We start from the raw sequence: 23326 nt of genomic DNA on the forward strand, positions 1-23326 counted from the left end.
AATTTCGCACTTTTAGCATCCCAGCTGAGTGCAAACAATTTGTGGAGAGATGGCTGAGTGGTCGAAAGCACCGGTCTTGAAAACCGGCAACCGTTAATAGCGGTTCTAGGGTTCAAATCCCTATCTCTCCGCCACTATATAAAAAAGCCGCTGTTATTCAGCGGCTTTTTTGATCTCACAATCCAGTGTTCTGCTACTTCTTTTGATGTTGTGAGAAGATTCCTACCAAAGCTGGGGTTACTATTTTTTCTTCTATATGAAACAATGATTTTTTGTGCTGACCGTTTTTATCTAAAGTCTTCTAATTAGGCACTTAGTAGAGGTCTGCATCCTATTGTCATTATAAAATAGAACTCAGTATGAAACATCGAGATCCAAAGATTCGTTTGGCGAAAAATTTTATGGAGCACGTATGGTTAGAGCGCTCTCATGAAGGTTTAGATGAGTTTTTATCCTCTAAAGTGTTGGTAAAATCTCCAGTAAAGCAGAATGTAGGTGTAGATACCCTGGAAAGTGCATTTTCTGTCTGGTTTAGAGGTTTCCCCTGCCTACGTTACCGAGAAAAGAAAATTCAAATTATTGATGATAGGGTAAATATAGATTGGGAAGTAACCGGTAACCATTTAGGGAAGTTCTTTGGTTTCACGGCTACGGGGAAGCCTGTTCAATACTCTGGTAATACGGAGCTTGTCATGTTTGACGGGAAGATACACTTGTACAGTGCGGATGTGAAACTCTCTTCTGTTATTCAACAAATTTCCCCAGATGCTATTGTAACACCTCCTACAGCAGGAGATGATATTCACATGAGAGTGAACCAAATCCTCGCTTTAAACTTAACAAAAAGACAAATAGACTGCCTTGCTCTACTTTGTTTGCGCTGCGATAACTCGATTATTTCATCCAAACTTAACATTAGCTACAACACATTTAGAACACACATTGAAAGAACATTGCCGTTTATTGGCCTGTCATCCAAAAAGGAGGTATTCGATTGGGCCTTATCTAATCATGTTCTTGAACTACTGATTCATATTGCTTTAGAGAAGGTCCGATAGTGTTTTGCTTTTATGCCTGTCTATACTCGTCTTATTTGTATTTTTATCAAGGCTTGGGTTGAGTCTAACTATCAAGATGCGATAAAAAAAATGGTTTTATATGACATAACGACTTTATCTGCCCCTTTTTGTTGGGATAACTCTGCGTACTTTGGGTACCAATCATGGATTAGGTTGTGCCCGAAGTGACTACAATGAGGGAGCCAGCCAATTATATAATCTTTAAAGCGCTTTACTTCAAAAAAAACGGTTTGTCGTTCTTCTTGCCATATCTCTATATTTTGAAAACCAGCATCGGAAAGTAAATCAAACATCTTTTCCTTGGTATGGAAGTTATATGGGTTCCTGAACGATTTGGCACGTTCAGTGTATCCTGGTAGAGATTCACACCATTCGGCTGCCTCCCATAATTCATCGCACCTTGGATAAATTAACCCTATGAATGTCCCCTCTGCGTTGAGCCGGGAACGTATAGAACCCAGAGCTTTTTCAATATTGGCAATCCAGTGTAAGCAATTGAAACTAGTGATAATATCGTACTTTGAGTTGTGCAGCTGAAGCTCTTCAGCTTTTTGGTGTATAAATTGGCAATTGGGATACCGTTCTGAGGCGAACTCTACCATAGCAATAGAAGCATCAACTCCAGTCACTGTTGCACCCATATTACTAATAGAGTGTGAAACTTTTCCATCTCCACAGCCTACATCGAGAACTTTTTTATTTTTAAAACAGATATTTAGTTTATCAATTAAATATCTGGATTCACTTGCTTGAACCGATGAGTTTTTACTATAGTGCTTAGCATCACGAAATATAGCCATATATTTACCCTGTGTAGTCATTTTTTGATGACAAGATTGGAATACCTACCGTGTTATATTATTTATCGTTGCGTCGGGATTATAAATACCTAAATTTTAGATAGTTATACGCAAAAAGCACGCTTTGGAGTGTATAAGAAATGTCATCTTATGCATTCAAATATTTGTTTCGAATGAATTCCGGTCAATTTTCAATTGACTGGTAAGCTATACTTTTTCTTCGGAGTTGGTATATCTCAGGGTTTTTCCATAGAGCTCTGTTCAAAAGCCAATTGGTGTTTGTGCCCCATTTTTGTAGTGATGGGGCTTTTTTTTAATAAAGTTCTTTCAATTTTCGCGTGAGCGTATTTCGTCCCCACCCTAACACCTTTGCTGCTTCTTGTTTGTGGCCATTGGTGTGAGTTAGAGCTGCTTCTAAAAGTATCTTTTCAAATTCTGGGAGTGCGCTAGAGAGTATCTCTTGCTCTCCTCTCATTAAAGAGTCTTTTGCCCAACACGATAATTGTTGTTGCCAAGAGTTAGCTGAATGTGATTCGGTATCAACTTTAATTTTTTCTTCAAGAAGGTCGAGAGGAAGGTCACTTGGCAATACTTCTGTTCCGCTCGTCATAACCGTTAGCCAACGGCACACATTTTCCAGCTGTCTTACGTTTCCCGGCCAATCTAATCGACTGAGAGTCTCGATCGTACTCTGGTGGAGTATTTTTATATCTACATTTAGCTCGTTGGCCGCAAGTGCTAAAAAATGTAATGTCAACTTTTCGATATCTTGTTTGCGTTCCCGCAAGGCTGGTATTTTGATCCGAATAACGTTGAGGCGATGGAAGAGATCCTCACGAAAGTCACCCGCATAGACTCTGTGCTCAAGATTTTGGTGTGTTGCTGCTATGATTCGTACATTGACTTGGATCGGTGAATGTCCGCCTACCCGGTAAAATTGTCCATCGGCCAACACCCTTAGAAGTCGGGTTTGAATATCCATCGGCATATCGCCAATTTCATCCAAAAATAAGGTGCCCTTATTCGCTTGCTCAAACCGTCCTTGACGGATATTGTTTGCTCCTGTGAAAGCGCCTTTTTCATGACCAAACAATTCTGATTCGATGAGATCTTTGGGAATCGCAGCCATGTTTAAAGCGATGAAAGGTTCATGTGCTCTTGGGCTGTGTTGGTGCAATGCTTTGGCAACTAATTCTTTACCTGTGCCAGACTCACCGTTGATGAGCACCGATATGGAAGAGCGTGACAAGCGTCCGATGACTCGAAAAACTTCTTGCATGACAGGCGCCTCTCCGATGATCTCGGATGGTTGCTCTTGCTGTTGCTCTGAGTTATCTGAAAAACTCTCGTTGCTATGCAGAACGGCGCGCTCTACGAGCGTCAAGGCGTCATCGACATCAAACGGTTTGGGTAAGTATTCAAATGCACCTGTTTGATAAGCGCTTACGGCTGCGTCCAAATCTGAATGAGCAGTCATAATGATTATTGGTAGCTCTGGCCTGATTTGAGCAATGTTTTTTAGTAGTGTTAACCCGTCCATGCCTGGCATGCGAATATCAGAAATAATAACATCAGGCCTCTCATGCTCAAGGCTTTTAAGGACATCTTCCGCATTGCTAAAAGTTTCACATCTGATGTCCGCGCCTGTTAGCGTCTTATTTAAAACCCAACGAATAGAACTATCATCATCGACAATCCACACATAACCTTTATTCATTTGGCTCACCTTTGATATGATGTTTAATTGGCAAATAGGTGGTAAATATGGTTCTTCCTGGCCAGCTTACAACTTCAATTTTTCCTTGGTGCTGGTCAATAAGGTTTTGGGCGATTGAAAGCCCCAACCCGGTTCCTCCTTCTCTACCACTTACCATGGGGTAAAAAAGCGTGTCTTGTAAGTCGGTTGGAATTCCGGGCCCATTATCTATCACATCCACCTTGGCCGCGAGCTTGTGGTTTTGTCCATGAATGTTGGTTTGATGGACAGTCCGTGTTCGAATAATAATTCTTCCGGCCTCGTGGTTGGCAAGAATTTGAGCAGCGTTACTAATAATATTTAGGAATGCTTGTTCGATTTGATCAGGAACCATGAAGATTTCGGGTAAGCTCGGATCATAATCTCTTTCTATCTTTAGGTTTTTACCTATATCTAATTCAAGTAGCTGACGAATTTTCTCTAAGACCAGATGAAGGTTTGCACGCTGTTTTTTACCCGGCTTTTGTGGTCCGATAAGGCGATCAACAAGAAGGCGTAAGCGGTCTGCCTGCACAATAATCATTTGAGTGTATTCTTTTAGTTCGGGGTTGGGCAAAGCACGTTCCAGTAACTGAGCGGCACCTCTTAGTCCTCCGAGGGGGTTCTTTATTTCGTGTGCCAAGCCACGAATTAAAAGCTTGGCTGCTTGTTGTTGGACGTGCTGATTGAGCTCTTGCGATATCCGTCTCTGTTGATCGACTTTGCGCATTTCCGCAATGAGCATCGCATCACCTTGCCATATTATCGGGCTTATTGTGACTTCTACCCTTTGATGGATACCATTAATAATAAATGTGACGTCACTGTCAGTGATGCTTTGACCATTTTGCAGAGGTTGGTTAAGAAGCTTGAGATCTAGAGACGAATGTTGAATAAGGGAAGAAAAAGGGTGGCCTACTATCTTTCTAAGACTTTGTGTAAAAAGCTGCTCAGCTGCAGGGTTTGCGTATTTAATCAAGAGCCCATCATCTATTATCAAAACAGCCGTAACTTGATTGTCGACGATAACTGTACCCGATTCATTACTCACTGATTAACTCCCTTTACTGCATATACGTAATTTGCACCAAAATGGTGCGAGTGCTTTTGAGTATGAACGATCCCTTAGAATAGAAACAGTAAAATTTGTGATGATGACTTCAATAGGTTGTTAGTGTCTTAAGTTAGGTGGCAGAACTCTGTGTGCAATTGACACGTAGTGAGAGAGCTCGCCAATGGCGAGCTTTCTCGATACTTGATTAAACTGAGTAATAAAGTTCAAACTCAAGAGGGTGTGTGGTCATGTTGACTCTTTCCACGTCCTGCGATTTCAAATCAATGTAGGAATCGATAAAGTCATCAGAGAATACATTGCCTGCAGTTAAAAACTCTCTGTCTGCGTCCAAGCACTCTAATGCTTCCTTCAGTGAGTACGCGACAGTTGGGATCTCAGCTGCCTCTTCGGCAGGTAGATCGTAAAGGTCTTTATCCATTGCATCACCAGGGTGGATTTTGTTCTTAATACCATCAAGGCCAGCCATTAGCATGGCTGCAAAGCATAAGTATGGGTTGGCGGATGGATCGCCAAAGCGTATTTCTATACGACGGGCTTTAGGGCTTGGAACTACCGGAATGCGGATTGAAGCACTACGGTTACGTGCAGAGTAAGCCAGCATAACAGGTGCTTCAAAGCCTGGAACTAACCTTTTGTATGAGTTGGTCGATGCGTTAGCAAAAGCATTGATTGCTTTCGCGTGTTTGATAATACCGCCGATATAAAACAAAGCCATCTCAGACAGGCCACCGTACTTGTCGCCAGCAAATAAGTTGACACCATCTTTTGCCAAAGACTGGTGAACATGCATACCGCTGCCGTTATCTCCTACTAAAGGTTTTGGCATAAAGGTTGCCGTTTTGCCAAATGCGTGAGCAACATTGTGAACGACATACTTATACACCTGAATTTCATCGGCTTTAGCAGTAAGAGTATTAAAGCGAGTTGCAATTTCATTTTGGCCTGCAGTTGCTACCTCATGGTGGTGAGCTTCCACGACTTGTCCCATTTCTTCGAGGATCAGGCACATTGCGCTACGAATGTCTTGCGATGAATCAACAGGCGCTACTGGGAAGTAGCCACCTTTAACGCCCGGTCTGTGGCCTTTATTACCACCTTCGTAGTCCGAACCTGTGTTCCAAGCCGCCTCAACATCGTCTACCTTAAAGAAAGAGCCTGACATGTCGGTGGCGAATTTGACATCATCGAACAAAAAGAATTCTGGTTCTGGGCCGACAAGGACAGTATCGGCAACCCCTGTTGTGCGCATGTAGTCTTCGGCGCGTTTGGCGATCGAGCGCGGATCGCGGTCATAACCTTGCATTGTTGCTGGTTCTAAAATGTCACAACGAATATTAAGGGTTGATTCTTCGGTAAACGGATCGAGAACGGCAGATGCTGCGTCTGGCATCATGACCATATCTGACTCGTTAATGCCTTTCCATCCTGCAACAGAAGAGCCATCGAACATCTTGCCCTCTTCAAAAAAGTCCGTATCGACTTGGTGGGCTGGGATTGAGACGTGTTGCTCTTTGCCCTTAGTATCAGTAAAGCGCAGATCGATAAACTTCACTTCGTTTTCTTGGATGAGTGACAAAACATTTTCTACAGACATCGTGGATAACCTCCAGTGTTTAAAATCGATGTGACTAAATTTAAGTCGTAAACTTAGCATTGTTTAATTCTATTGCAATGTGATTAAACTATGCTGAACTTTATTTTGCTAGAAACGTGCCAAATTAAAGATTAATTTTAATCATTAAAAATCAATAGCTTAATGTAAAGCCTTTGTTTTTTATATGATAATTGCACCATTGCAGATCATTTCTTGCACTATTTTGGTGCAAATGTGGGTTGAACTAAAAAGCTAGCACCAAAAAGAAGCAAATGACGGTAAAAAGACCAAAATTACAGTCAGGGAAGCGGGATTTTCTGAGAAGAATAAATATTTTCGTGAATCACAGCGAATGAGATCACATATTTCTGGGTTTTTCGCTAGAATCTGGTACATTACGGTCGTTTTTTTAATCAAACATGCAATGCTCGCTGATTAAACAGTTCGTAGGGTTGCTCTTTTAAAAGTGAATTAAGGTCCATGGCTACTCCACAGATTGATAAATTAAGAAATATCGCGATCATCGCACACGTTGACCACGGTAAAACCACTCTTGTTGACAAGTTATTACAGCAATCAGGCACTCTCGAATCTCGTGGTGAAGCTGAAGAGCGTGTCATGGACTCGAATGATATCGAGAAAGAGCGCGGTATTACCATTCTTGCTAAAAATACGGCGATTAACTGGAACGATTACCGTATCAATATCGTTGATACCCCAGGACACGCAGATTTCGGTGGTGAAGTTGAGCGTATCATGTCCATGGTTGATTCGGTGCTGTTGATTGTAGACGCGGTTGATGGCCCGATGCCTCAGACTCGCTTTGTTACTCAGAAAGCATTTGCCCATGGTTTGAAACCTATCGTGGTGATCAACAAGATTGACCGTCCTGGAGCGCGTCCTGACTGGGTGATGGACCAAGTTTTTGACCTATTCGACAACTTAGGTGCAACAGATGAGCAGTTAGACTTTAAAGTCGTTTATGCATCGGCGTTAAACGGTTGGGCTTCGCTTGATGAGGGAGAAACTGGCGAAGATATGGAACCACTTTTCCAAACTATCGTAGAGGAAGTGGCAGCACCGCAAGTAGACCTTGATGGCCCATTGCAAATGCAAGTATCTCAACTTGATTATAGCTCGTATGTGGGTGTCATAGGTGTTGCACGTGTTACCCGTGGTAGCGTGAAACCAAATCAGCAAGTGACGGTTATTGGTGCTGACGGTAAAACTCGCAATGGCAAGGTTGGCACGGTCATGGGTTATTTAGGCCTAGAGCGCCACGAAGTTGAACAAGCTAATGCTGGGGATATTATCGCAATAACAGGCCTGGGTGAGCTCAAAATTTCTGACACCATTTGTGCGCAAAACCAGGTTGAAGCTTTGCCTGCACTTTCTGTTGACGAGCCCACAGTGACCATGACTTTCCAAGTTAATACTTCTCCATTTGCGGGTAAAGAGGGCAAGTTTGTCACCTCTCGCAATATCCTAGAGCGTTTGGAAAAAGAGCTTGTTCACAATGTAGCGCTGCGTGTTGAGCAAACCGATGATCCAGATAAATTCCGTGTTTCTGGTCGTGGTGAGCTGCATCTTTCAATTCTGATTGAGAACATGCGCCGTGAAGGCTTTGAGTTGGCCGTATCTCGTCCAGAAGTTATCATCAAAGAAGAAGATGGTCAGTTAATGGAACCGTTTGAAACCGTGACTATTGATGTGATGGAAGAGCATCAGGGCGGTATCATGGAAAATATCGGTTTGCGTAAAGGTGAGCTGAAAGATATGTCTCCAGATGGCAAAGGTCGTGTGCGCATGGACTTTGTGATGCCATCTCGCGGTCTTATCGGCTTTCAGACGGAATTTATGACACTAACTTCTGGTTCTGGTCTTCTCTATCATACTTATGATCATTACGGGCCTCACAAAGGCGGTAATATTGGCCAACGTATTAACGGCGTACTGATCGCTAATGCAGCGGGTAAAGCACTGACTAATGCGTTATTCAACCTTCAAGAGCGCGGACGTCTCTTTATTGGGCACGGTGTTGAGGTTTATGAGGGCATGGTTATCGGAATCCATAGCCGTGATAATGATCTTACCGTGAATGCACTTAAAGGTAAGCAATTAACGAACGTGCGAGCTTCTGGTACTGATGATGCGCAGGTGTTGACACCGCCTATCTTGATGACGCTTGAGCAGGCACTTGAGTTTATCGATGATGATGAGTTAGTTGAAGTGACGCCTGAGAGTATTCGTATCCGCAAGAAGTTCTTGACGGAAAGTGATCGCAAACGAGCGTCACGAGCAGCGAAATAGCGACGTTAGATAAAATAAGTTAACAGAAAAGCCCTAAGTCATGTACTTAGGGCTTTTTTTATTTCTGCAGTGTCCAAAGTAGAGACTATCTCCCTCATTGCCTTATCGGCATTTTCGCTTTTGTATAGTTATTAAACGTTTATAGCTCCTCAGTAAAGTGATGGGCACATAGACAAGCCAAGAAACTTGAGTTTAAAAGAAACCTAGTGCATATTGTTTGGCCAATACACGGAACGTATTGCACTAGAGATAGATATTGGAATGAAGATTGCGCTTTCACTGAGCCAGTGTTGCAGATAAGCAATGATTCCATTTATACCCAAAGACTTACTCAAGTAGGGTAGTACTCAGTTCTTTAGGCAAAAGACGATAATAAGATAGGGAGTATCATATGAAGTTTAAAAAAACGTTAGTGGCCATCACTTGTACAACAGCGCTGATGAGTGGCTCATTGTTTGCCGCCTCCGATAAACTGACCATCGGCATGTCTCAATATCCACCCACCATCCATCCACATATTGATAGCAGTGTTGCAAAAACCTACATCAATGGTTTCTCTCAACGTTCTACGTTGGGTTATGACAAAGATTGGAATTTAACCTGCTTTTTTTGTGAGCAAGTGCCTACGTTTGAAAATGGCTTAGCCAAGATTGTTGATAGGCCTAATGCCAAAGAGGGAGAGAGTTCACAGGGCATTAAAATGACGGTCAAACTTAGAAAAGATATTTTCTGGGGAGACGGCAAGCCGGTGACTGCTCAAGATATGGCGTTTTGGCATCAAGTGGTTACAACGCCAGAAGTACAAAATAATCCGAGCCTTTCCGTTTACAAACATATCGAACGGCTGGATGTGATCGATGACTACACTGTCGATGTCTATATTGATAAAGTGACCTTTGAATATAACTCCGCGTATACGCCAGAGACGTTACCCAAACATATCGAAGAGGCGATTTTTAAAGCCAACCCGAAGGAATATCACTTAAAGACTAAATATGTGACTGACGTAGGTGAACCCGGTCTCTACAACGGCCCTTATGTTATTGAACAGACGAAAAAAGGCCAGTTTATTAAACTGGGTTTGAATAAATTTTGGCAAGGAAAAACGCCGCACTTCGATCAAATTACTTTAAAAGTCATTACAGATACTCAAGCGCTGCAAGCAAATTTATTATCGGGGGATGTGGACTATATACCTGGTGAAATGGGGCTAACACTCGATCAAGCTTTGCAACTGAAAAAGCGTTATCACGATAAATATCAGGTTGATATCCGCCCAGCTGCTTTGTATGAGCATTTGGATTTACAATGGAAAAACCCTCAAATTCAAGATTTACGTGTACGGCAAGCCTTGCTCTACAGCTTAGATCGCGAGTTGCTTAATCAAAAGCTATTTGAGGGGAATCAACCCGTTGCTACATCAAGTGTTAGTCCGCTAGACGCCACCTTCTCCACTGAAACGCCAACTTACCCTTATGATCCAGAGAAAGCCAAAGTTTTGCTTAAGGAAGCGGGTTATCAGATGGTAAATGGCGTTCAGATGAAAGACGGCCAGCCTCTTGAGTTGGAGTTTATGACCACCTCAGGTAATAAGACGCGTGAGCTGGTACAGCAATTTGCCCAAGGGCAATGGAAAAAAGTTGGCATAAAAGCGGTGATAAATAATCAGCCAGCTAGAGTTTATTTTGGCTCGACGCTTAACGAGCGTAAACATAAAGGCTTAGCTATGTTTGCTTGGTCAAGCTCACCCGAGAGCTTGCCCGACACTGTGCTTCATTCTGCACATATTCCAACCAAAGAAAATGGTTGGTCTGGGCAAAACTATGGTGGATACGTGAATCCCAAAATGGATCAAATTATTGAAAAGATTGAAGGTGAGGTCAATGTCGAAAAACGCAAAGAGTTTTGGAAGGAGTTTCAAAACTTATATGCAACCGATCTTCCGGTATTGCCACTCTATTACCGCTCAGAGAACTATATTTTTCCAAAATGGTTGACGGGTGTAGAGCCAACCGGGCACATGTTCTACTCCAGCTTCTGGGCTGAAAACTGGACGCGGGCAAACTGATAGGTTGGAGTGTCTATGAGTGAAGTAATACTAGACATTCGCAATATGAATGTGGCCTTAGGGCCACATCTCGCGGTAAAAGATGTCAATTATCAGATACATGCTGGTGAAATACTGGGTATTGTAGGAGAGTCGGGTTGCGGTAAATCACTCACATCTCTCGCAATCATGGGCCTTTTAGATAACAAACTAAATCTGTCTGGGGAGATCCTTTTTCAAGGTGAAAACTTGGTTGGAATGAGTGAGGCTCACTATCAAAGGGTGCGTGGTGAAGGCATCGGCATGATTTTTCAAGAACCAATGACCGCGCTGAATCCTGTGGTTACAGTGGGTGAACAAGTCGCAGAAATGTTCCTTGTTCATGAGAATGTTTCGAAAGCAGAGGCGATGAATCGAGCGATTGAAATGCTTAAGCAGGTTCACATTCCTTTTGCAGAAAAGCGCGCTAAAGCTTACCCCCATGAGCTTTCCGGAGGCATGCGTCAAAGAGTGATGATCGCGATGGCCCTGGCCTGCAAGCCGAAAGTGTTGATTGCCGATGAGCCGACAACCGCGCTTGATGTTACGGTGCAAGCTCAAGTTCTTGATTTATTGGAAGAGCTCAGAGAGACCACCGGTACGGCTATTCAGTTTATTAGCCATTCTCTTGGTGTTGTCTCCCAGATCTCTGATCGTGTGATGGTGATGTACGCAGGTCAAGTTGTTGAACTGGCGGACGTCAATGATATTTTTGATAACCCTCAGCACCCTTATACTCAGGCTTTACTTGATACAATTCCCCGCGTAGGTGTCGATATTGAGCGTTTACCCGCGATCCCCGGAAGCGTTCCGCCACTCGATCAGCGCGGAGAGAATTACACGTTTCGAGACCGTTGTCCTGACTTATTTAACCATTATCAGCAGGTTGCCAAAGAGCGCAATCTAGGCATTAGGAGTAAATAGTTTTGGCACTTTTAGATGTAAATAATTTGCAAAAATACTACTTACTTGAAGCGGGCTCGATATTGGGGCGCAAAGCACAACATCTGCACGTTACTAAGAATGTATCTCTAAAGCTTGAGGCAGGGAAAACTTTGGCTATTGTTGGGGAGTCTGGCTCAGGTAAATCGACTCTGGGTCGAATGATCAGCATGCTAGAGCGTCCAGAATCCGGTGATATTTTTATTGCAGGTCAGGAAGTCTCCCGACTTAGTTCCAAACAACAACGACCCATTCGCCAGCGGATAGGTCTTGTCTTCCAAGACCCTTACTCTGCCTTAAACCCTAGGATGCCGATCTTGGACTCACTCATCGAGCCGATGAAAGTCAATAAAGTGGGAAACCGAGCAAGTCAGCGCGCGAGAGCGCTTGAAGTACTGGAGTGGGTCGGTATGCACGAGGATGTTCTCACCCGATACCCACATGAGTTTTCTGGTGGTCAAAGGCAGCGAATTGCCATTGCTCGAGCCTTAATGCTAAAACCTGACTTGATTATTGCTGACGAACCTTTGTCGGCTCTCGATGTGTCTGTTCAATCACAAATTCTTAATTTGTTTAAAGACTTGCAACAGCAGCATGGTATTGCCTTTTTCTTTATCAGCCATGATATGGCGGTGGTTTATCATCTTGCTCATGAAGTGATCGTGATGAAAAGTGGTGAAATTGTCGAGCAAGCGTCAAGGGATGAATTTTTTGCCTGTCCTAAGCATCCTTACAGTCAAGAGTTACTCAATGCTGTTCCCGATATCAGTAACGCCAGACGGCGTAAACGAGAAGAGAGAATGTCTGCATGAGTTTTATAGATAAATATTTAAGGAGAGTGGTATGAAGAAGTTTCTCATTTCACGCCTTTTGCAAATGTTGCTAGTTCTATTTTTAGCTTCGTTTGCTGCTTATAATTTGATGGGGTTAATGCCCGGCGATCCAATTGACTTATTGGCGCAAAGCAATCCTCATTTAACACCGGAAGATCTTGCGCGTTTGAAAGCTGAGCAAGGATTAGATAAACCTATTTACCTGCGTTATTTTACTTGGCTAGGCAATGCAATACATGGCGATCTCGGTTATTCACGGATGTTTTCCCAGCCTGCGTTGGACGTGCTTTGGGAAGCAATGAAAAATACCCTGTTATTGGTAGGCAGTGGAACGCTATTGTCAATTTTGATTGCTTTACCACTTGGGGTGATTTGTGCCCTGAAGAAAAATAAAGTTACAGACTATGTCATAAGTGGACTGACCTATGTTTTTCTCTCCACCCCTGCAGCGTGGCTAGCGTTAATGCTGATCATGATGTTTGCCGTAATACTACCTATTTTTCCTGCTGGTGGTACTGGAGAAGCTGAGGATGTCGAGGGGTTGGCGAGGTTAGAATATATGATTTTGCCGATCTTAAGTTTGACATTGCTTAGTATTGCCTCTATTTCTCGCTTTATGCGCTCTTCAATGCTGGAGGTATTTAGACAAGATTATGTTCGCACTGCGAAAGCAAAAGGCTTGTCTTCAATGCGTGTTTTGGTGAAACATTGTATCAAAAACGGTATGTTGCCCATGATTACCGTACTCGCTATGGATGTAGCGGGACTAACGAGCGGTGCTGTTTTGACCGAGACGATTTTTAGTTGGCCTGGTATTGGTAAGCTGACGGTGGACTCAATTAATGGCAATGACTACAACGTTGCGATGCTATGTTTTATGGTCGCTACTGCTGCCATTCTAGTGATGAATTTTATTGCTGATATTTTGTATTCGAAAGTGGACCCTCGAATTGATTTAACCAAGGGAGGTATCCAATGAGTTATATTGCAAAGCGAAGCCAAAATCCATGGTTTCAGGTCATACAGCGTCTTTCTCGGCACAAACTTGCTATGACTTCGTTCGGCTTTTTAATGCTATTAAGTCTACTGTGTTTCGGCGCGAATACGATAGCTGATTGGCTCAATGTGGATCCTTATGCTGACGATCTTTTTTCTCGTTTTGCATTACCAAGCGAATCACATCTTCTTGGCACAGATGAGTTGGGTCGGGATATTTTTACCCGTTTACTGCTGGGTGGCCAAGTATCCTTGACCTTTGCGTTTATGGCCGCTCTGACAACCTCGATAATCGGCACCATTATGGGTGTCATTGCGGGTTATTATGGTGGCCGTATTGACGCGCTGATTATGCGTAGCGCCGATTTTATTATTAGCTTGCCTGGGATCATGTTGCTGATTCTGATTCAAAGCGTTGATTTAACAAAGTTGGGGTTCTCTGAAGAGTTGGTGCGTAGCGATAGTTTTAGTATCTATCGCCTAGTGGTTGTATTGTCTTTGTTAGGCTGGCCATTTGCGGCTCGTTTAGTGCGCTCAAATACGTTGTCAGTTAAACATCGAGAGTATGTTCAGGCTGCTATTGGTTATGGAGCTAGTCACTGGTTTGTGATGTTTAGACATATTGTTCCTAACGTTATTGCTCCTGTTATCACTGCAACTACATTGGGAATTGGTGGTGCCATATTGACAGAAAGTGCATTGAGCTTTCTCGGTTTCGGTATTAATCCTCCGACGCCGTCATGGGGTAATATGTTGCAAAATGCACGTGAAGCGATGTGGCTTTACCCAATGGCAGCTGTCTATCCTGGCTTGATGGTACTAATGACAGTTATTACCATCAACTTTTTGGGTGATGGCTTGCAAGAAGCGATTGATCCCAAGTCGTAACAATATACTGTGTTCATTAATTAGGTCCGATCGAATGCATTCGTATCGGACTTTTATTTTTGTGTTAGATGTCCTATTGAATCCGTTTCAATTATGATTGAGCGAGGTGAATATTGTAGCAAGTCGATATCATGGGCATGTTCAAAAAGACAGATGGAGTACAATAATGAAAATAGAGCCTTATGTTGATCAACTCTTGTTGTGCTCTCGTTATGTTGTCAAGAGGATTGGGTATGACAGAATCAATGTCAATGCGGGTTATTTAGCCTACATCACTCTTCTCTCCATTGTTCCAATGTTGACCGTGTTACTCTCAGTGCTCTCTTCATTTTCTGTGTTCCAAAACACAGGAGACGCTATTCAAGATTTTGTCATTACTCATTTTGTGCCCGCTGCGGGTGATGCAGTGAAATCTGCCTTGTATGAATTTGTCAGTAATACCGGAAAGATGAGTGCTGTTGGCGGTGGCTTTCTGTTTGCTGTTGCTTTAATGCTCATTTCGAATATCGATAAAAATTTAAATTACATTTGGAGAGTAACTGAAAAACGTCGAGCCGTTTTTTCGTTTTCTATGTACTGGATGATATTGACACTTGGTCCAATTCTAGTTGGGATGAGTATTGTGATGAGCTCCTATTTAACATCACTCAAATTAATTAACAATGAGGCACTGTCTTTACTGTATGAACTTATACTCCGCTGGTTACCTTTTATCTTATCTTTTGCTGCATTTGTTGGACTTTATCTCTTAGTCCCCAATAAAAGAGTTAAACTTTCTCACGCGGTTATCGGCGGGGTGATTGCGGCATTATTATTTGAGATGAGTAAGAAAGCTTTTGCTTTGTATATTACACAATTTCCCTCTTATCAGTTAATTTATGGTGCCCTGGCTGCGATACCCATATTATTTATTTGGGTTTATCTGTGTTGGCTGATTGTTTTGGTAGGAGCTGAAATAACAGCTGCTCTGGGTGAGAGAGAGTTGTGGAGCGAAACAAAAGAAGTGGTAAAATGCTCGTCTATAAAAGCAGAGATGCAAAAGGAGCTACCAAATGATTGCACTGATTCAAAGAGTGAGTGAAGCCGCTGTACGTGTAGAAGGCCAAGTTATCGGTGAAATTAAAAGTGGTTTACTCGTGCTTCTTGGTGTTGAGAAAGGTGATGATGAAGAGAAAGCCCGACGTTTAGTTGAAAAGGTGACTAGCTACCGAGTATTTGGTGATGAAGACGGAAAGATGAACCTGAACGTCAAACAAATTGAGGGAGAGGTTTTAGTGGTCTCGCAGTTTACGCTTCCAGCAGATACTAAAAAAGGCACACGACCTGGATTTTCTCGAGGCGCAGCTCCTATGGATGCTGAACGTCTCTATGAGTACTTTGCCGATCAGTGTGAAGGTATCCTTGGTACTGAACGTGGTCAATTTGGCGCTGATATGAAAGTATCGTTAGTCAATGATGGGCCAGTGACATTCTGGTTGCAGGTATAGCCAATAGAAAATTAGGCTTTATGCCTCTCTTAATTAAGGATTAATATGTTCAAGCTTATAACGCCCACGACAGAAAACCAGCTCAATAAATATTTTCACTTTCGCTGGCAAATGTTGAGAGAGCCTTGGCAAATGCCTATTGGCTCTGAGCGCGATGAATATGACTCGATGAGCCATCATCGAATGATTGTTGATGGTCGTGGCAGAGTTATGGCTATCGGTAGACTGTATATCACTCCAGACTGTGAAGGTCAGATCCGTTATATGGCGGTAAAAGGAGCAAGGCGAAGCAAAGGTATGGGCTCGCTGGTCCTTGTCGCTTTAGAATCTCTCGCCCGTCAAGAGGGCGCGAAGCGTCTAGTGTGTCGTGCACGTGAGGACGCAATCTCTTTTTACGCTAAAAATGGCTTTGAGCCGCGCGGTGAGATGAATGACGAGAGAGGCCCGATGCGCCATCAGCAGATGGTCAAGCCTCTCGACCCAATGGCGAATGTGTTACGTAAGCCTGAATGGTGCTCTGAATTGCAGGATCGTTGGGAACATCAAATACCAATTAGCGACAAAATGGGGATCAAAATAAATCAATATACGGGCTATCAATTTGAATGTGGTGCGCAACTAAACCCAAATCTTAACCCACACAATACCATGTTTGCTGGCTCCGCATTTACGTTGGCGACGTTAACAGGCTGGGGCATGATTTGGTTATTGATGAAAGAGCGTCATCTCGAAGGGGATATCGTATTGGCTGATAGCCAGATACGCTACCGTAATCCTGTTACAGAAAACCCTATTGCATTAACTTCGCTTGATGGTATCAGTGGTGATTTAGATCGTTTGGCATCGGGACGTAAAGCTCGCATTGTTATTCATGTGCGTATCCAAAGTGGTGATATCGAGGCTGTCGAGTTTAAAGGGACTTATATGCTTTTACCTAATTATAAAGCAACACTGGGTCACAACGGCTGATGCTTCCAATGTCTTGTTGTTTTTTTCGTACAGATGTCCTTAATGACATTAACTCTACCTATAAGGTCGGACCATAGTTCAAAACAAGGCTGTTTATCGTGAAAAATAAAGCTTGAAAACTCAGAGTTGGTCAAATCTAAGTGTCCGGCAACCTGTTTATGATTCGCAATATCAATCCGTCCTCTGTCTGCTAAGACAGAGATGGCATCAAGGTCCAGTGCATGCTGATAATGACTTGTGCCGTCAAGGTTATCTGCATCAATAGCAACTTGCCTTAGCTCTATGTCTGCCTGACCAGACAAACTGTTAGAGAGCATCAAATAATCGCCAGATAGACCTTTGAGGTTAAGATTGAGCTCTGCCAGTCCTGTGAACCTTATCGGTAGGGCCCGTTCAATATTATAGTGATTAAGCGGTATACCATCAGCATAAAGATTGAGCTGCCAAGGCTCACTAACAATCCGACGATTCCATTGTCCATTGGCTTCGATGTAGCCTTTTTCAAGAGGAATGAAGGCGCGGTTAAGTTTTAGCACCCCGTCGTTGGCCTCGAGCTTAACTTGAGCTTGGTTAGATATAAGGTTATCAATACTGGCAGAATTGGCTGCTAGCTCTAATTTACCTGACCAAAGCCCAATACGCTTATTTTTTATCAAGCTTAAGTGGCTCCCTTCTATACCAAGCCCCGTTACTTGCCAGTAGGGCTTTTCTAATACTTGGATAAATTGGCTATTTTTAACCTCAAGTTGGTCTATGTTCAATGACATGAGGGGAGATATCATATCTGAGATACTCATGACAATATGGTTGGTGTTATCTAGCCATTTTACGCCCAAGATAGACAGCTGCGTCAGATGTACATGGTTGGGGGAAAAAGTCCCTTTCACCTGCAGTCTTCCTTCCTTGATATCAGTATCAAGCTCAGCCAGTGTCATTGTATTTTCGTGTAGCTTCAGTTTGGCTTGTGGCGAGATAAAATCGATATTTTCAAAGCTGATTTTGTCAGCATTAAATGATAAATAGCCGTCGCTTTGTTGCCAGAGGGGCTGATTAAGCGCAATATTTTCAAAAGAGGCATCTAAATGCTCTACTTGCCATTCTTGGTAGTAAAAGGAGCTATTAATAAAATCTAAACTGTTAATGTGATCTATGGGTAAGTTGAGTGCTTTGGTAGAGTTTATTAAGTTCTTAATTGAATCTTCCTTTCCCAAACTCAGGTCTTTGACGGTAACATTGACCAATGACCATTGATTTTTGTATTGTTCTGCCTGTCCGGAAATTGCGGCTCCTTGCCATTCAAAAGAGCTGGCTAAGACAGTACTATTGTATTTTTGACTTCTCATATTGATAAAAAAGTCGTTAAGTGCTGTTCCGTGTATGTAAAGTTGATCTGTACGTAACTGTATGTTTCCGTATGGTAATTGTTGAGCATCATCCTCCCAAGTAGGCTGTGAGATTTGCAAATCTGCATCTCTGGCTGACCAACCATCACCGCTAATGTCTGAATGTTTGAAGGCGAGCTGGTGAATTTGCAGGCCCTGTAAAAAATGGTGACTTAAGTCGTTTGAAGCAAGGGTTGCACCTTCAATTAGAATAGAATCAAAGGTTAACTTTCCCTTTTGAATCGGTATAGAACCGAACCATAGTGTCAGTTTAGGGAGTCTTAATTGAAGCGAATCCCCATTAAGTGATACGTCATCGAGTGTTAACTGGTAAAGGGACGTGTACTCCACGTTTGATGTGGAGAGGGTGTAGGGTGTCAGCCGGTTGACAAGTTGTGAGATAAGTTGAGGCGCATAATGAGTTTGTATCACAACATAGGCCGTAAATAGGGGTATTGTGATGATAAGCGCGACACATACAGTAAAAACGATCAATGCCTTTTTCACGATAACTCACTTGTTTTAAATGACTTGGTTTAAGCTTGAAACATTTTTAGCTCGCAGGCAACAAAAAAGCCCTTCGATTGAAGGGCTCCGTGTTGTAATTATGAGATGGTTATCACTTCAATTGAGGTCCCGCAGCAACCAGTGATTTACCTTCCTCATTGTCGGTATACTTTTCAAAGTTACTGATAAAACGAGTAGCTAGATCTTGGGCTTTTTCTTCCCAATTTTTAGCGTCAGTGTAGGTATCTCTCGGGTCAAGAATGCCGGCATCAACGCCATTGAGATGTGTTGGTACTTCGAGGTTAAAGATTGGAATATGCTTGGTTGCAGATTTTTCAATTGAACCGTCTAAAATAGCATCAATGATACCACGAGTGTCCTGGATAGAAATTCGTTTACCGCTACCGTTCCAACCCGTGTTAACAAGGTAAGCCTCAGCACCTGCCGCTTCCATCCTTTTTACTAATACTTCAGCGTATTTTGTTGGATGCAGGGTAAGGAATGCAGCACCAAAGCAGGCTGAAAAAGTCGGAGTTGGCTCTGTGATACCACGTTCGGTTCCTGCAAGCTTAGCTGTAAAACCTGACAGGAAGTGATATTTAGTTTGTTCTGGTGTTAATTTAGACACAGGAGGTAGGACGCCAAAAGCATCTGCTGACAAGAATATTACTTTAGTGGCATGGCCGCCTTTGGATACGGGCTTGACAATGTTTTCAATGTGTTCGATGGGATATGAAACACGAGTATTTTCTGTTTTTGAGCCATCATCAAAGTCTATCGTCCCATCTGCAAGCACAGTAACGTTTTCCAGAAGCGCGTCTCGACGTATAGCATTGAAAATATCAGGCTCTGCTTCTTTCGATAGCTTAATCGTTTTTGCATAACAACCACCCTCGAAGTTGAACACGCCATCGTCATCCCAACCATGCTCATCATCTCCGATCAGTGCACGTTTCGGATCCGTTGATAGAGTTGTCTTGCCAGTGCCAGAAAGACCAAAAAAGACCGCGACATCGCCTTCTTTGCCCATATTCGCACTACAGTGCATAGAAGCGATATCTTGCAACGGAAGGAAGTAGTTCATCATGGCGAACATACCCTTCTTCATCTCACCACCGTACCAAGTACCGCCTATAAGCTGCATACGTTCAGTAAGGTTAAAAACGGTGAAATTCTCAGAATTTAGTCCATGCTCCTGCCATCTTTCGTTGGTACATTTTGCACCATTCATCACCACGAAGTCTGGTTCGAAATTCTCTAACTCGGCTTCACTTGGTCGGATAAACATATTTTTTACAAAGTGGGCTTGCCATGCGACCTCTGTAATGACCCTAATGCTAAGGCGAGAGTCTGGATTTGCTCCACAATAGCCGTCAATGACAAAGACTCGTTTGCCAGAGAGTTGATCGGTAACTTGCTGCTTTAAATCATCCCAAACCACTTTATCTATGGGCTTATTATCATTTTTGACTGCGTCCGATGTCCACCACATGTGCTCTTCGGTTGTGCTGTCCTTGACAATATATTTGTCTTTAGGCGAACGCCCGGTAAAAATACCAGTATCAACTGAAATAGCACCTGAGTTAGTAAGGATTCCTTTCTCATAACCAACTAAGTCTGGACGAGTTTCTTCTTCAAATAGCATTTCATAGCTGGGGTTATGAATCACTTCTTTAACGTCTTTAAGGCCGTGTTTGGTAAGATCAATCGATACAGTCTTAGTATGTTCCATAACGGTCATGGGTGCTCCTCGTGGAAGTGTTTTGTAGGGGATGTAATTATTTTTTATTGCTCATTATACGTGCGCTATCCTGAAAACATGTAGAAATGCGCTTAAGCATATCTTGAGCTGTCAAAAGGTTTGTAGCTATCTGTTATGGGCGTGAGTTATTTTATCTCTTACGCAAAGGTTTGCGCCAGAAGAAAATGCATTATTAATTGACAAAAAATAAGTAGTTTTTTTATTACACAATTATGCTGATTTGTGTGACAAATGTCACATAAAAAGCCGAATAAACTCGGCTTTATTAAACATAATTACTGCTTTATTGAACGATAAAAATTAATGCAGCGTTTTATTGTCATTGCTTGGTATATCGAACAAAGCGTCTACTTCATTTTTATCAAATGTGTAGTTGGTGCCGCAGTAATCACAATGCAGAGATATGCTGCCTTCTTCAGCAACGATACTATTGACTTCATCACGATCAATGGTGCGAATGGCTGCTGCACTGCGTTGGCGTGAGCATCCACAGAAAAACGTGACAGGTTGCGGGTCGAAAATACGCACCTTTTCTTGATTGTATAGCCGATACAGAAGTTCATTCACTTCCAAGCCAAAAAGCTCATCGGTTTTGATGGTATCGGTCAATTTTTCTAGATGGTCGAAATGTTCCTCTGAGTCGTCAGCATCAGGCAAAATTTGCAATAGCATTCCGGCAGCTTTCGTATCGCCTGAACTGTCTTGCCCAGCTCGCAACCATAGTCTTGTCCGTAATTGTTCCGAGTTTGCAAAGTAGCCTTCGATAATTTCTGAGAGATTATTACCATCCAATGCCACGATTCCTTGATAGCGTTCCCCTTGTTTGGGGTCGATGGTAATGACTAGGTGGCCCTTACCCAGCATGTCATGGATAGAAGCTTCACCATCAATACTTCCATCAAAACGAGCTACACCACGAACTTTTTGCTCATGGTCACCATTGATCACAGCAAGAGAAACTGGGCCGTCCCCCTGAAGCTGTAAAGTGATTGAACCCTCAAACTTAAGTGTCGCGGTCAATAATGTCGTCGCAACCAAAAGTTCGCCGAGCAACCCTTGCAGTGGTACTGGGTAATTTTTATTGGCGATAATACTTTGATAAGCGCTATCAAGTTGTACTAATTCGCCACGTACAGAGAGGTCCTCAAATAAATAGCGATTCAAAACATTGCTTGCCATGTGGCGATTCCTCGTGAATAGGGTTTAACCTATTGATGTTTAAATTTAATAATATCGCGCCGCTGTTTCTTATCAGGCCTACGTTCAGGGCTTGGATTGTGGGCGTGCAGCTTACGTTGAGCTGCATTTTCTTGGCGTTTGTTGATGCTTTCGGTAGTCTCGGAATACAGTGTCTGTGCTTCAGGGGCACCGCGGCGTTGGCCAGAAATCCTTTCAATAATGATGGTTTTTTCCTCGTGCCCTTGCCTTAAAGTGATAGTTGCCCCAGTTTCCACTGTCTTACTTGGTTTGGTACGTTGGCCGTTGTAATGAACTTTACCGCCATCGATCATATTTCTTGCGATAGATCGTGTTTTATAAAAACGTGCAGCCCAAAGCCATTTGTCGAGACGAATTGTTTCATTGCTCAAACTCATTTTTATATAAAATCCTATTCGCTTAGCGAGTATTTCCGCTCTAGTCCTGTAACAATGGTGACGCGTGTAACATTTTTCAAGCGAGATCTCTAAATTTCACAGTCCAACAAGTGACGGGGAAGCAAATTATGTTTAATTTGATGCATATTTTCACAATAATTTTGAATTATTTAGTGTGATTCACAAATGAGCGCATTGATTCAGAGAGTTTATGACAAGCCTTTGACAGTTTTAGATTTAGCTTATTACATATTTTGTTATAATGATTCGCTACACCATTGAAAAATAATATTAACTTTTTCAATAATTGAATGAGTTTGAGGCGATATTCACACAACCAAAAGAGACAGTGAAGTGAAGCACAAGATGGTCAACACGCTACAACAGTTTGGCGAATCAATAAAAGAGCTGGGTGTCCAACAGCGGGCGAGTGAAGTTTGTACTGTGATTCTATTTATGTTGAGCGCATGGATCGTAGGACAGATGGTTTGGCAGCCATGGAGTGCTGCAAGTCTTACGAGTTGGCAGCCTGCCAGTCCGTCGAGAACTGACGGCATAGATCCCGAAAAAATGGATATTAATCAATTGCTTAATGGTAACTTGTTTGGTAAATATCAGGCAGACGCGCCGGTCGTTGAAAAGCCTAAAGTTCAGGATGCTCCTAAAAGTCGTTTGAATGTGGTTTTGGTCGGCGTTGTGACAAGCTCGGAGCAAAATAAGAGTCTAGCTGTGATTGCTAATAGAGGAAAGCAAGCTACTTATGGTATCGGCGAGGTTATCGCCGGAACGAGGGCCAAGTTGGTTCAAGTTCATGCTGATAGAGTGATTGTTGATAATTCAGGCCGCGACGAAACTGTCATGCTTGAGGGCATAAAATACAGTAAATCCAGCGAAAAAAACGAGCATCATTCACGCCCCAAACAAAGTGAACCAAAGGTTTCATCCGATAGCCTAGCAAAAATCCGAGACGAAATTCGTCGTGATGCAAAACAGATTTTTCAATATGTGCGAATGTCTCAGGTGAAAAAAGAGGGCCTAGTAATAGGATATCGTTTGTCACCAGGTAAAGATAAAGCGTTATTTGATTCAGTGGGACTTAGGTCAGGTGATATTGCCATCGCAATTAATGGGCAAGCCCTTCAAGATCCTGCTGCCATGGGAGAGGTATTTCGAAGCTTATCTCAATTAACAGAGCTGACGTTGACGGTAGAGCGTGATGGGCAGCCTTTTGAAATCTATATCGAATTATAAGGCTATCGCTCAAGCGTTAGTTGATCTGAGGAGTA

At 42.7% G+C, this 23326-nt stretch carries 19 protein-coding genes and 1 tRNA gene; 12 read left to right on the forward strand and 8 right to left on the reverse strand.

Going from position 1 to position 23326, the window contains the following annotated elements; translation table 11 throughout:
- The first annotated feature begins 43 nt into the window (after window positions 1-43).
- Window positions 44-134, forward strand: a tRNA-Ser gene (locus tag RH40_RS08070).
- Between the two features lie 225 nt (window positions 135-359).
- Window positions 360-1058, forward strand: a complete 699-nt coding sequence (locus tag RH40_RS08075) for an ester cyclase (protein WP_009600943.1) — start codon at window positions 360-362, stop codon at window positions 1056-1058.
- Window positions 1059-1129: 71 nt separating this feature from the next.
- Here the strand turns inward: RH40_RS08075 and RH40_RS20035 are convergent, their stop codons facing one another.
- The 4 genes from RH40_RS20035 to glnA all read right to left on the reverse strand — a co-directional run bounded on the left by RH40_RS20035 (window position 1130) and on the right by glnA (window position 6283).
- The gene (locus tag RH40_RS20035) at window positions 1130-1879 is read right to left on the reverse strand and encodes a class I SAM-dependent methyltransferase (protein ID WP_009600944.1); all 750 of its coding nucleotides are present in this window, start codon (window positions 1877-1879) and stop codon (window positions 1130-1132) included.
- A gap of 313 nt (window positions 1880-2192) precedes the next feature.
- Window positions 2193-3596 carry a nitrogen regulation protein NR(I) gene (gene glnG, locus RH40_RS08085; RefSeq protein ID WP_009600945.1) on the reverse strand — a complete coding sequence of 468 codons (1404 nt, stop codon included), beginning with the start codon at window positions 3594-3596 and terminating at the stop codon, window positions 2193-2195.
- On the reverse strand, window positions 3589-4665 hold the full coding sequence (glnL, locus tag RH40_RS08090; protein ID WP_009600946.1) for a nitrogen regulation protein NR(II): 1077 nt from the start codon (window positions 4663-4665) through the stop codon (window positions 3589-3591). Before glnL ends, glnG begins: the two co-directional genes overlap by 8 nt.
- 208 nt (window positions 4666-4873) lie before the next feature.
- On the reverse strand, window positions 4874-6283 hold the full coding sequence (gene glnA, locus RH40_RS08095; RefSeq protein WP_009600947.1) for a glutamate--ammonia ligase: 1410 nt from the start codon (window positions 6281-6283) through the stop codon (window positions 4874-4876).
- A gap of 480 nt (window positions 6284-6763) precedes the next feature.
- Between glnA and typA the strand changes: the two genes are divergently transcribed.
- From typA to RH40_RS08140, 9 genes are all read left to right on the forward strand, one after another.
- Window positions 6764-8593 carry a translational GTPase TypA gene (gene typA / locus RH40_RS08100; RefSeq protein ID WP_009600948.1) on the forward strand — a complete coding sequence of 610 codons (1830 nt, stop codon included), beginning with the start codon at window positions 6764-6766 and terminating at the stop codon, window positions 8591-8593.
- A 391-nt stretch (window positions 8594-8984) separates the two neighbouring features.
- Complete coding sequence (locus tag RH40_RS08105; protein WP_009600949.1) at window positions 8985-10661, forward strand: peptide ABC transporter substrate-binding protein; 1677 nt, start codon at window positions 8985-8987, stop codon at window positions 10659-10661.
- 15 nt (window positions 10662-10676) lie between these two features.
- Window positions 10677-11603, forward strand: coding sequence for an ABC transporter ATP-binding protein (locus tag RH40_RS08110; protein WP_009600950.1), 927 nt, complete (start codon window positions 10677-10679; stop codon window positions 11601-11603).
- A gap of 2 nt (window positions 11604-11605) precedes the next feature.
- A complete protein-coding gene (locus RH40_RS08115; RefSeq protein WP_009600951.1) occupies window positions 11606-12433 on the forward strand; it encodes an ATP-binding cassette domain-containing protein in 828 nt (275 codons plus the stop codon).
- A gap of 31 nt (window positions 12434-12464) precedes the next feature.
- Window positions 12465-13433 (forward strand): ABC transporter permease, encoded by a 969-nt coding sequence (locus tag RH40_RS08120; RefSeq protein ID WP_009600952.1) that lies wholly within the window; start codon window positions 12465-12467, stop codon window positions 13431-13433.
- Window positions 13430-14338, forward strand: a complete 909-nt coding sequence (locus RH40_RS08125) for an ABC transporter permease (protein ID WP_009600953.1) — start codon at window positions 13430-13432, stop codon at window positions 14336-14338. The genes RH40_RS08120 and RH40_RS08125 overlap by 4 nt, the downstream gene beginning before the upstream one ends.
- 166 nt (window positions 14339-14504) lie before the next feature.
- The gene (locus tag RH40_RS08130) at window positions 14505-15419 is read left to right on the forward strand and encodes a virulence factor BrkB family protein (protein ID WP_009600954.1); all 915 of its coding nucleotides are present in this window, start codon (window positions 14505-14507) and stop codon (window positions 15417-15419) included.
- Window positions 15391-15825, forward strand: coding sequence for a D-aminoacyl-tRNA deacylase (gene dtd / locus RH40_RS08135; protein ID WP_009600955.1), 435 nt, complete (start codon window positions 15391-15393; stop codon window positions 15823-15825). Before RH40_RS08130 ends, dtd begins: the two co-directional genes overlap by 29 nt.
- Before the next feature lie 45 nt (window positions 15826-15870).
- Window positions 15871-16794 carry a bifunctional GNAT family N-acetyltransferase/hotdog fold thioesterase gene (locus RH40_RS08140; RefSeq protein WP_009600956.1) on the forward strand — a complete coding sequence of 308 codons (924 nt, stop codon included), beginning with the start codon at window positions 15871-15873 and terminating at the stop codon, window positions 16792-16794.
- On the opposite strand, the gene RH40_RS08145 is transcribed toward RH40_RS08140, so the two are convergent.
- The 4 genes from RH40_RS08145 to hslR all read right to left on the reverse strand — a co-directional run bounded on the left by RH40_RS08145 (window position 16782) and on the right by hslR (window position 22040).
- On the reverse strand, window positions 16782-18683 hold the full coding sequence (locus tag RH40_RS08145) for an AsmA family protein (RefSeq protein WP_009600957.1): 1902 nt from the start codon (window positions 18681-18683) through the stop codon (window positions 16782-16784). The two genes, RH40_RS08140 and RH40_RS08145, sit on opposite strands and share 13 nt — an antisense overlap.
- Window positions 18684-18795: 112 nt before the next feature.
- Window positions 18796-20424, reverse strand: coding sequence for a phosphoenolpyruvate carboxykinase (ATP) (gene pckA / locus RH40_RS08150; RefSeq protein ID WP_009600958.1), 1629 nt, complete (start codon window positions 20422-20424; stop codon window positions 18796-18798).
- Between the two features lie 321 nt (window positions 20425-20745).
- The gene (gene hslO / locus RH40_RS08155; RefSeq protein WP_009600959.1) at window positions 20746-21624 is read right to left on the reverse strand and encodes an Hsp33 family molecular chaperone HslO; all 879 of its coding nucleotides are present in this window, start codon (window positions 21622-21624) and stop codon (window positions 20746-20748) included.
- Window positions 21625-21653: 29 nt separating this feature from the next.
- A complete protein-coding gene (gene hslR, locus RH40_RS08160) occupies window positions 21654-22040 on the reverse strand; it encodes a ribosome-associated heat shock protein Hsp15 (RefSeq protein ID WP_009600960.1) in 387 nt (128 codons plus the stop codon).
- 366 nt (window positions 22041-22406) lie between these two features.
- Here hslR and gspC point away from each other — a divergent pair, with 366 nt between their 5' ends.
- On the forward strand, window positions 22407-23291 hold the full coding sequence (gene gspC, locus RH40_RS08165; protein ID WP_009600961.1) for a type II secretion system protein GspC: 885 nt from the start codon (window positions 22407-22409) through the stop codon (window positions 23289-23291).
- The last annotated feature ends 35 nt before the right edge of the window (window positions 23292-23326 follow it).

Source organism: Vibrio caribbeanicus ATCC BAA-2122 (genome assembly GCF_000165125.1).
Taxonomy (GTDB): domain Bacteria; phylum Pseudomonadota; class Gammaproteobacteria; order Enterobacterales; family Vibrionaceae; genus Vibrio; species Vibrio caribbeanicus.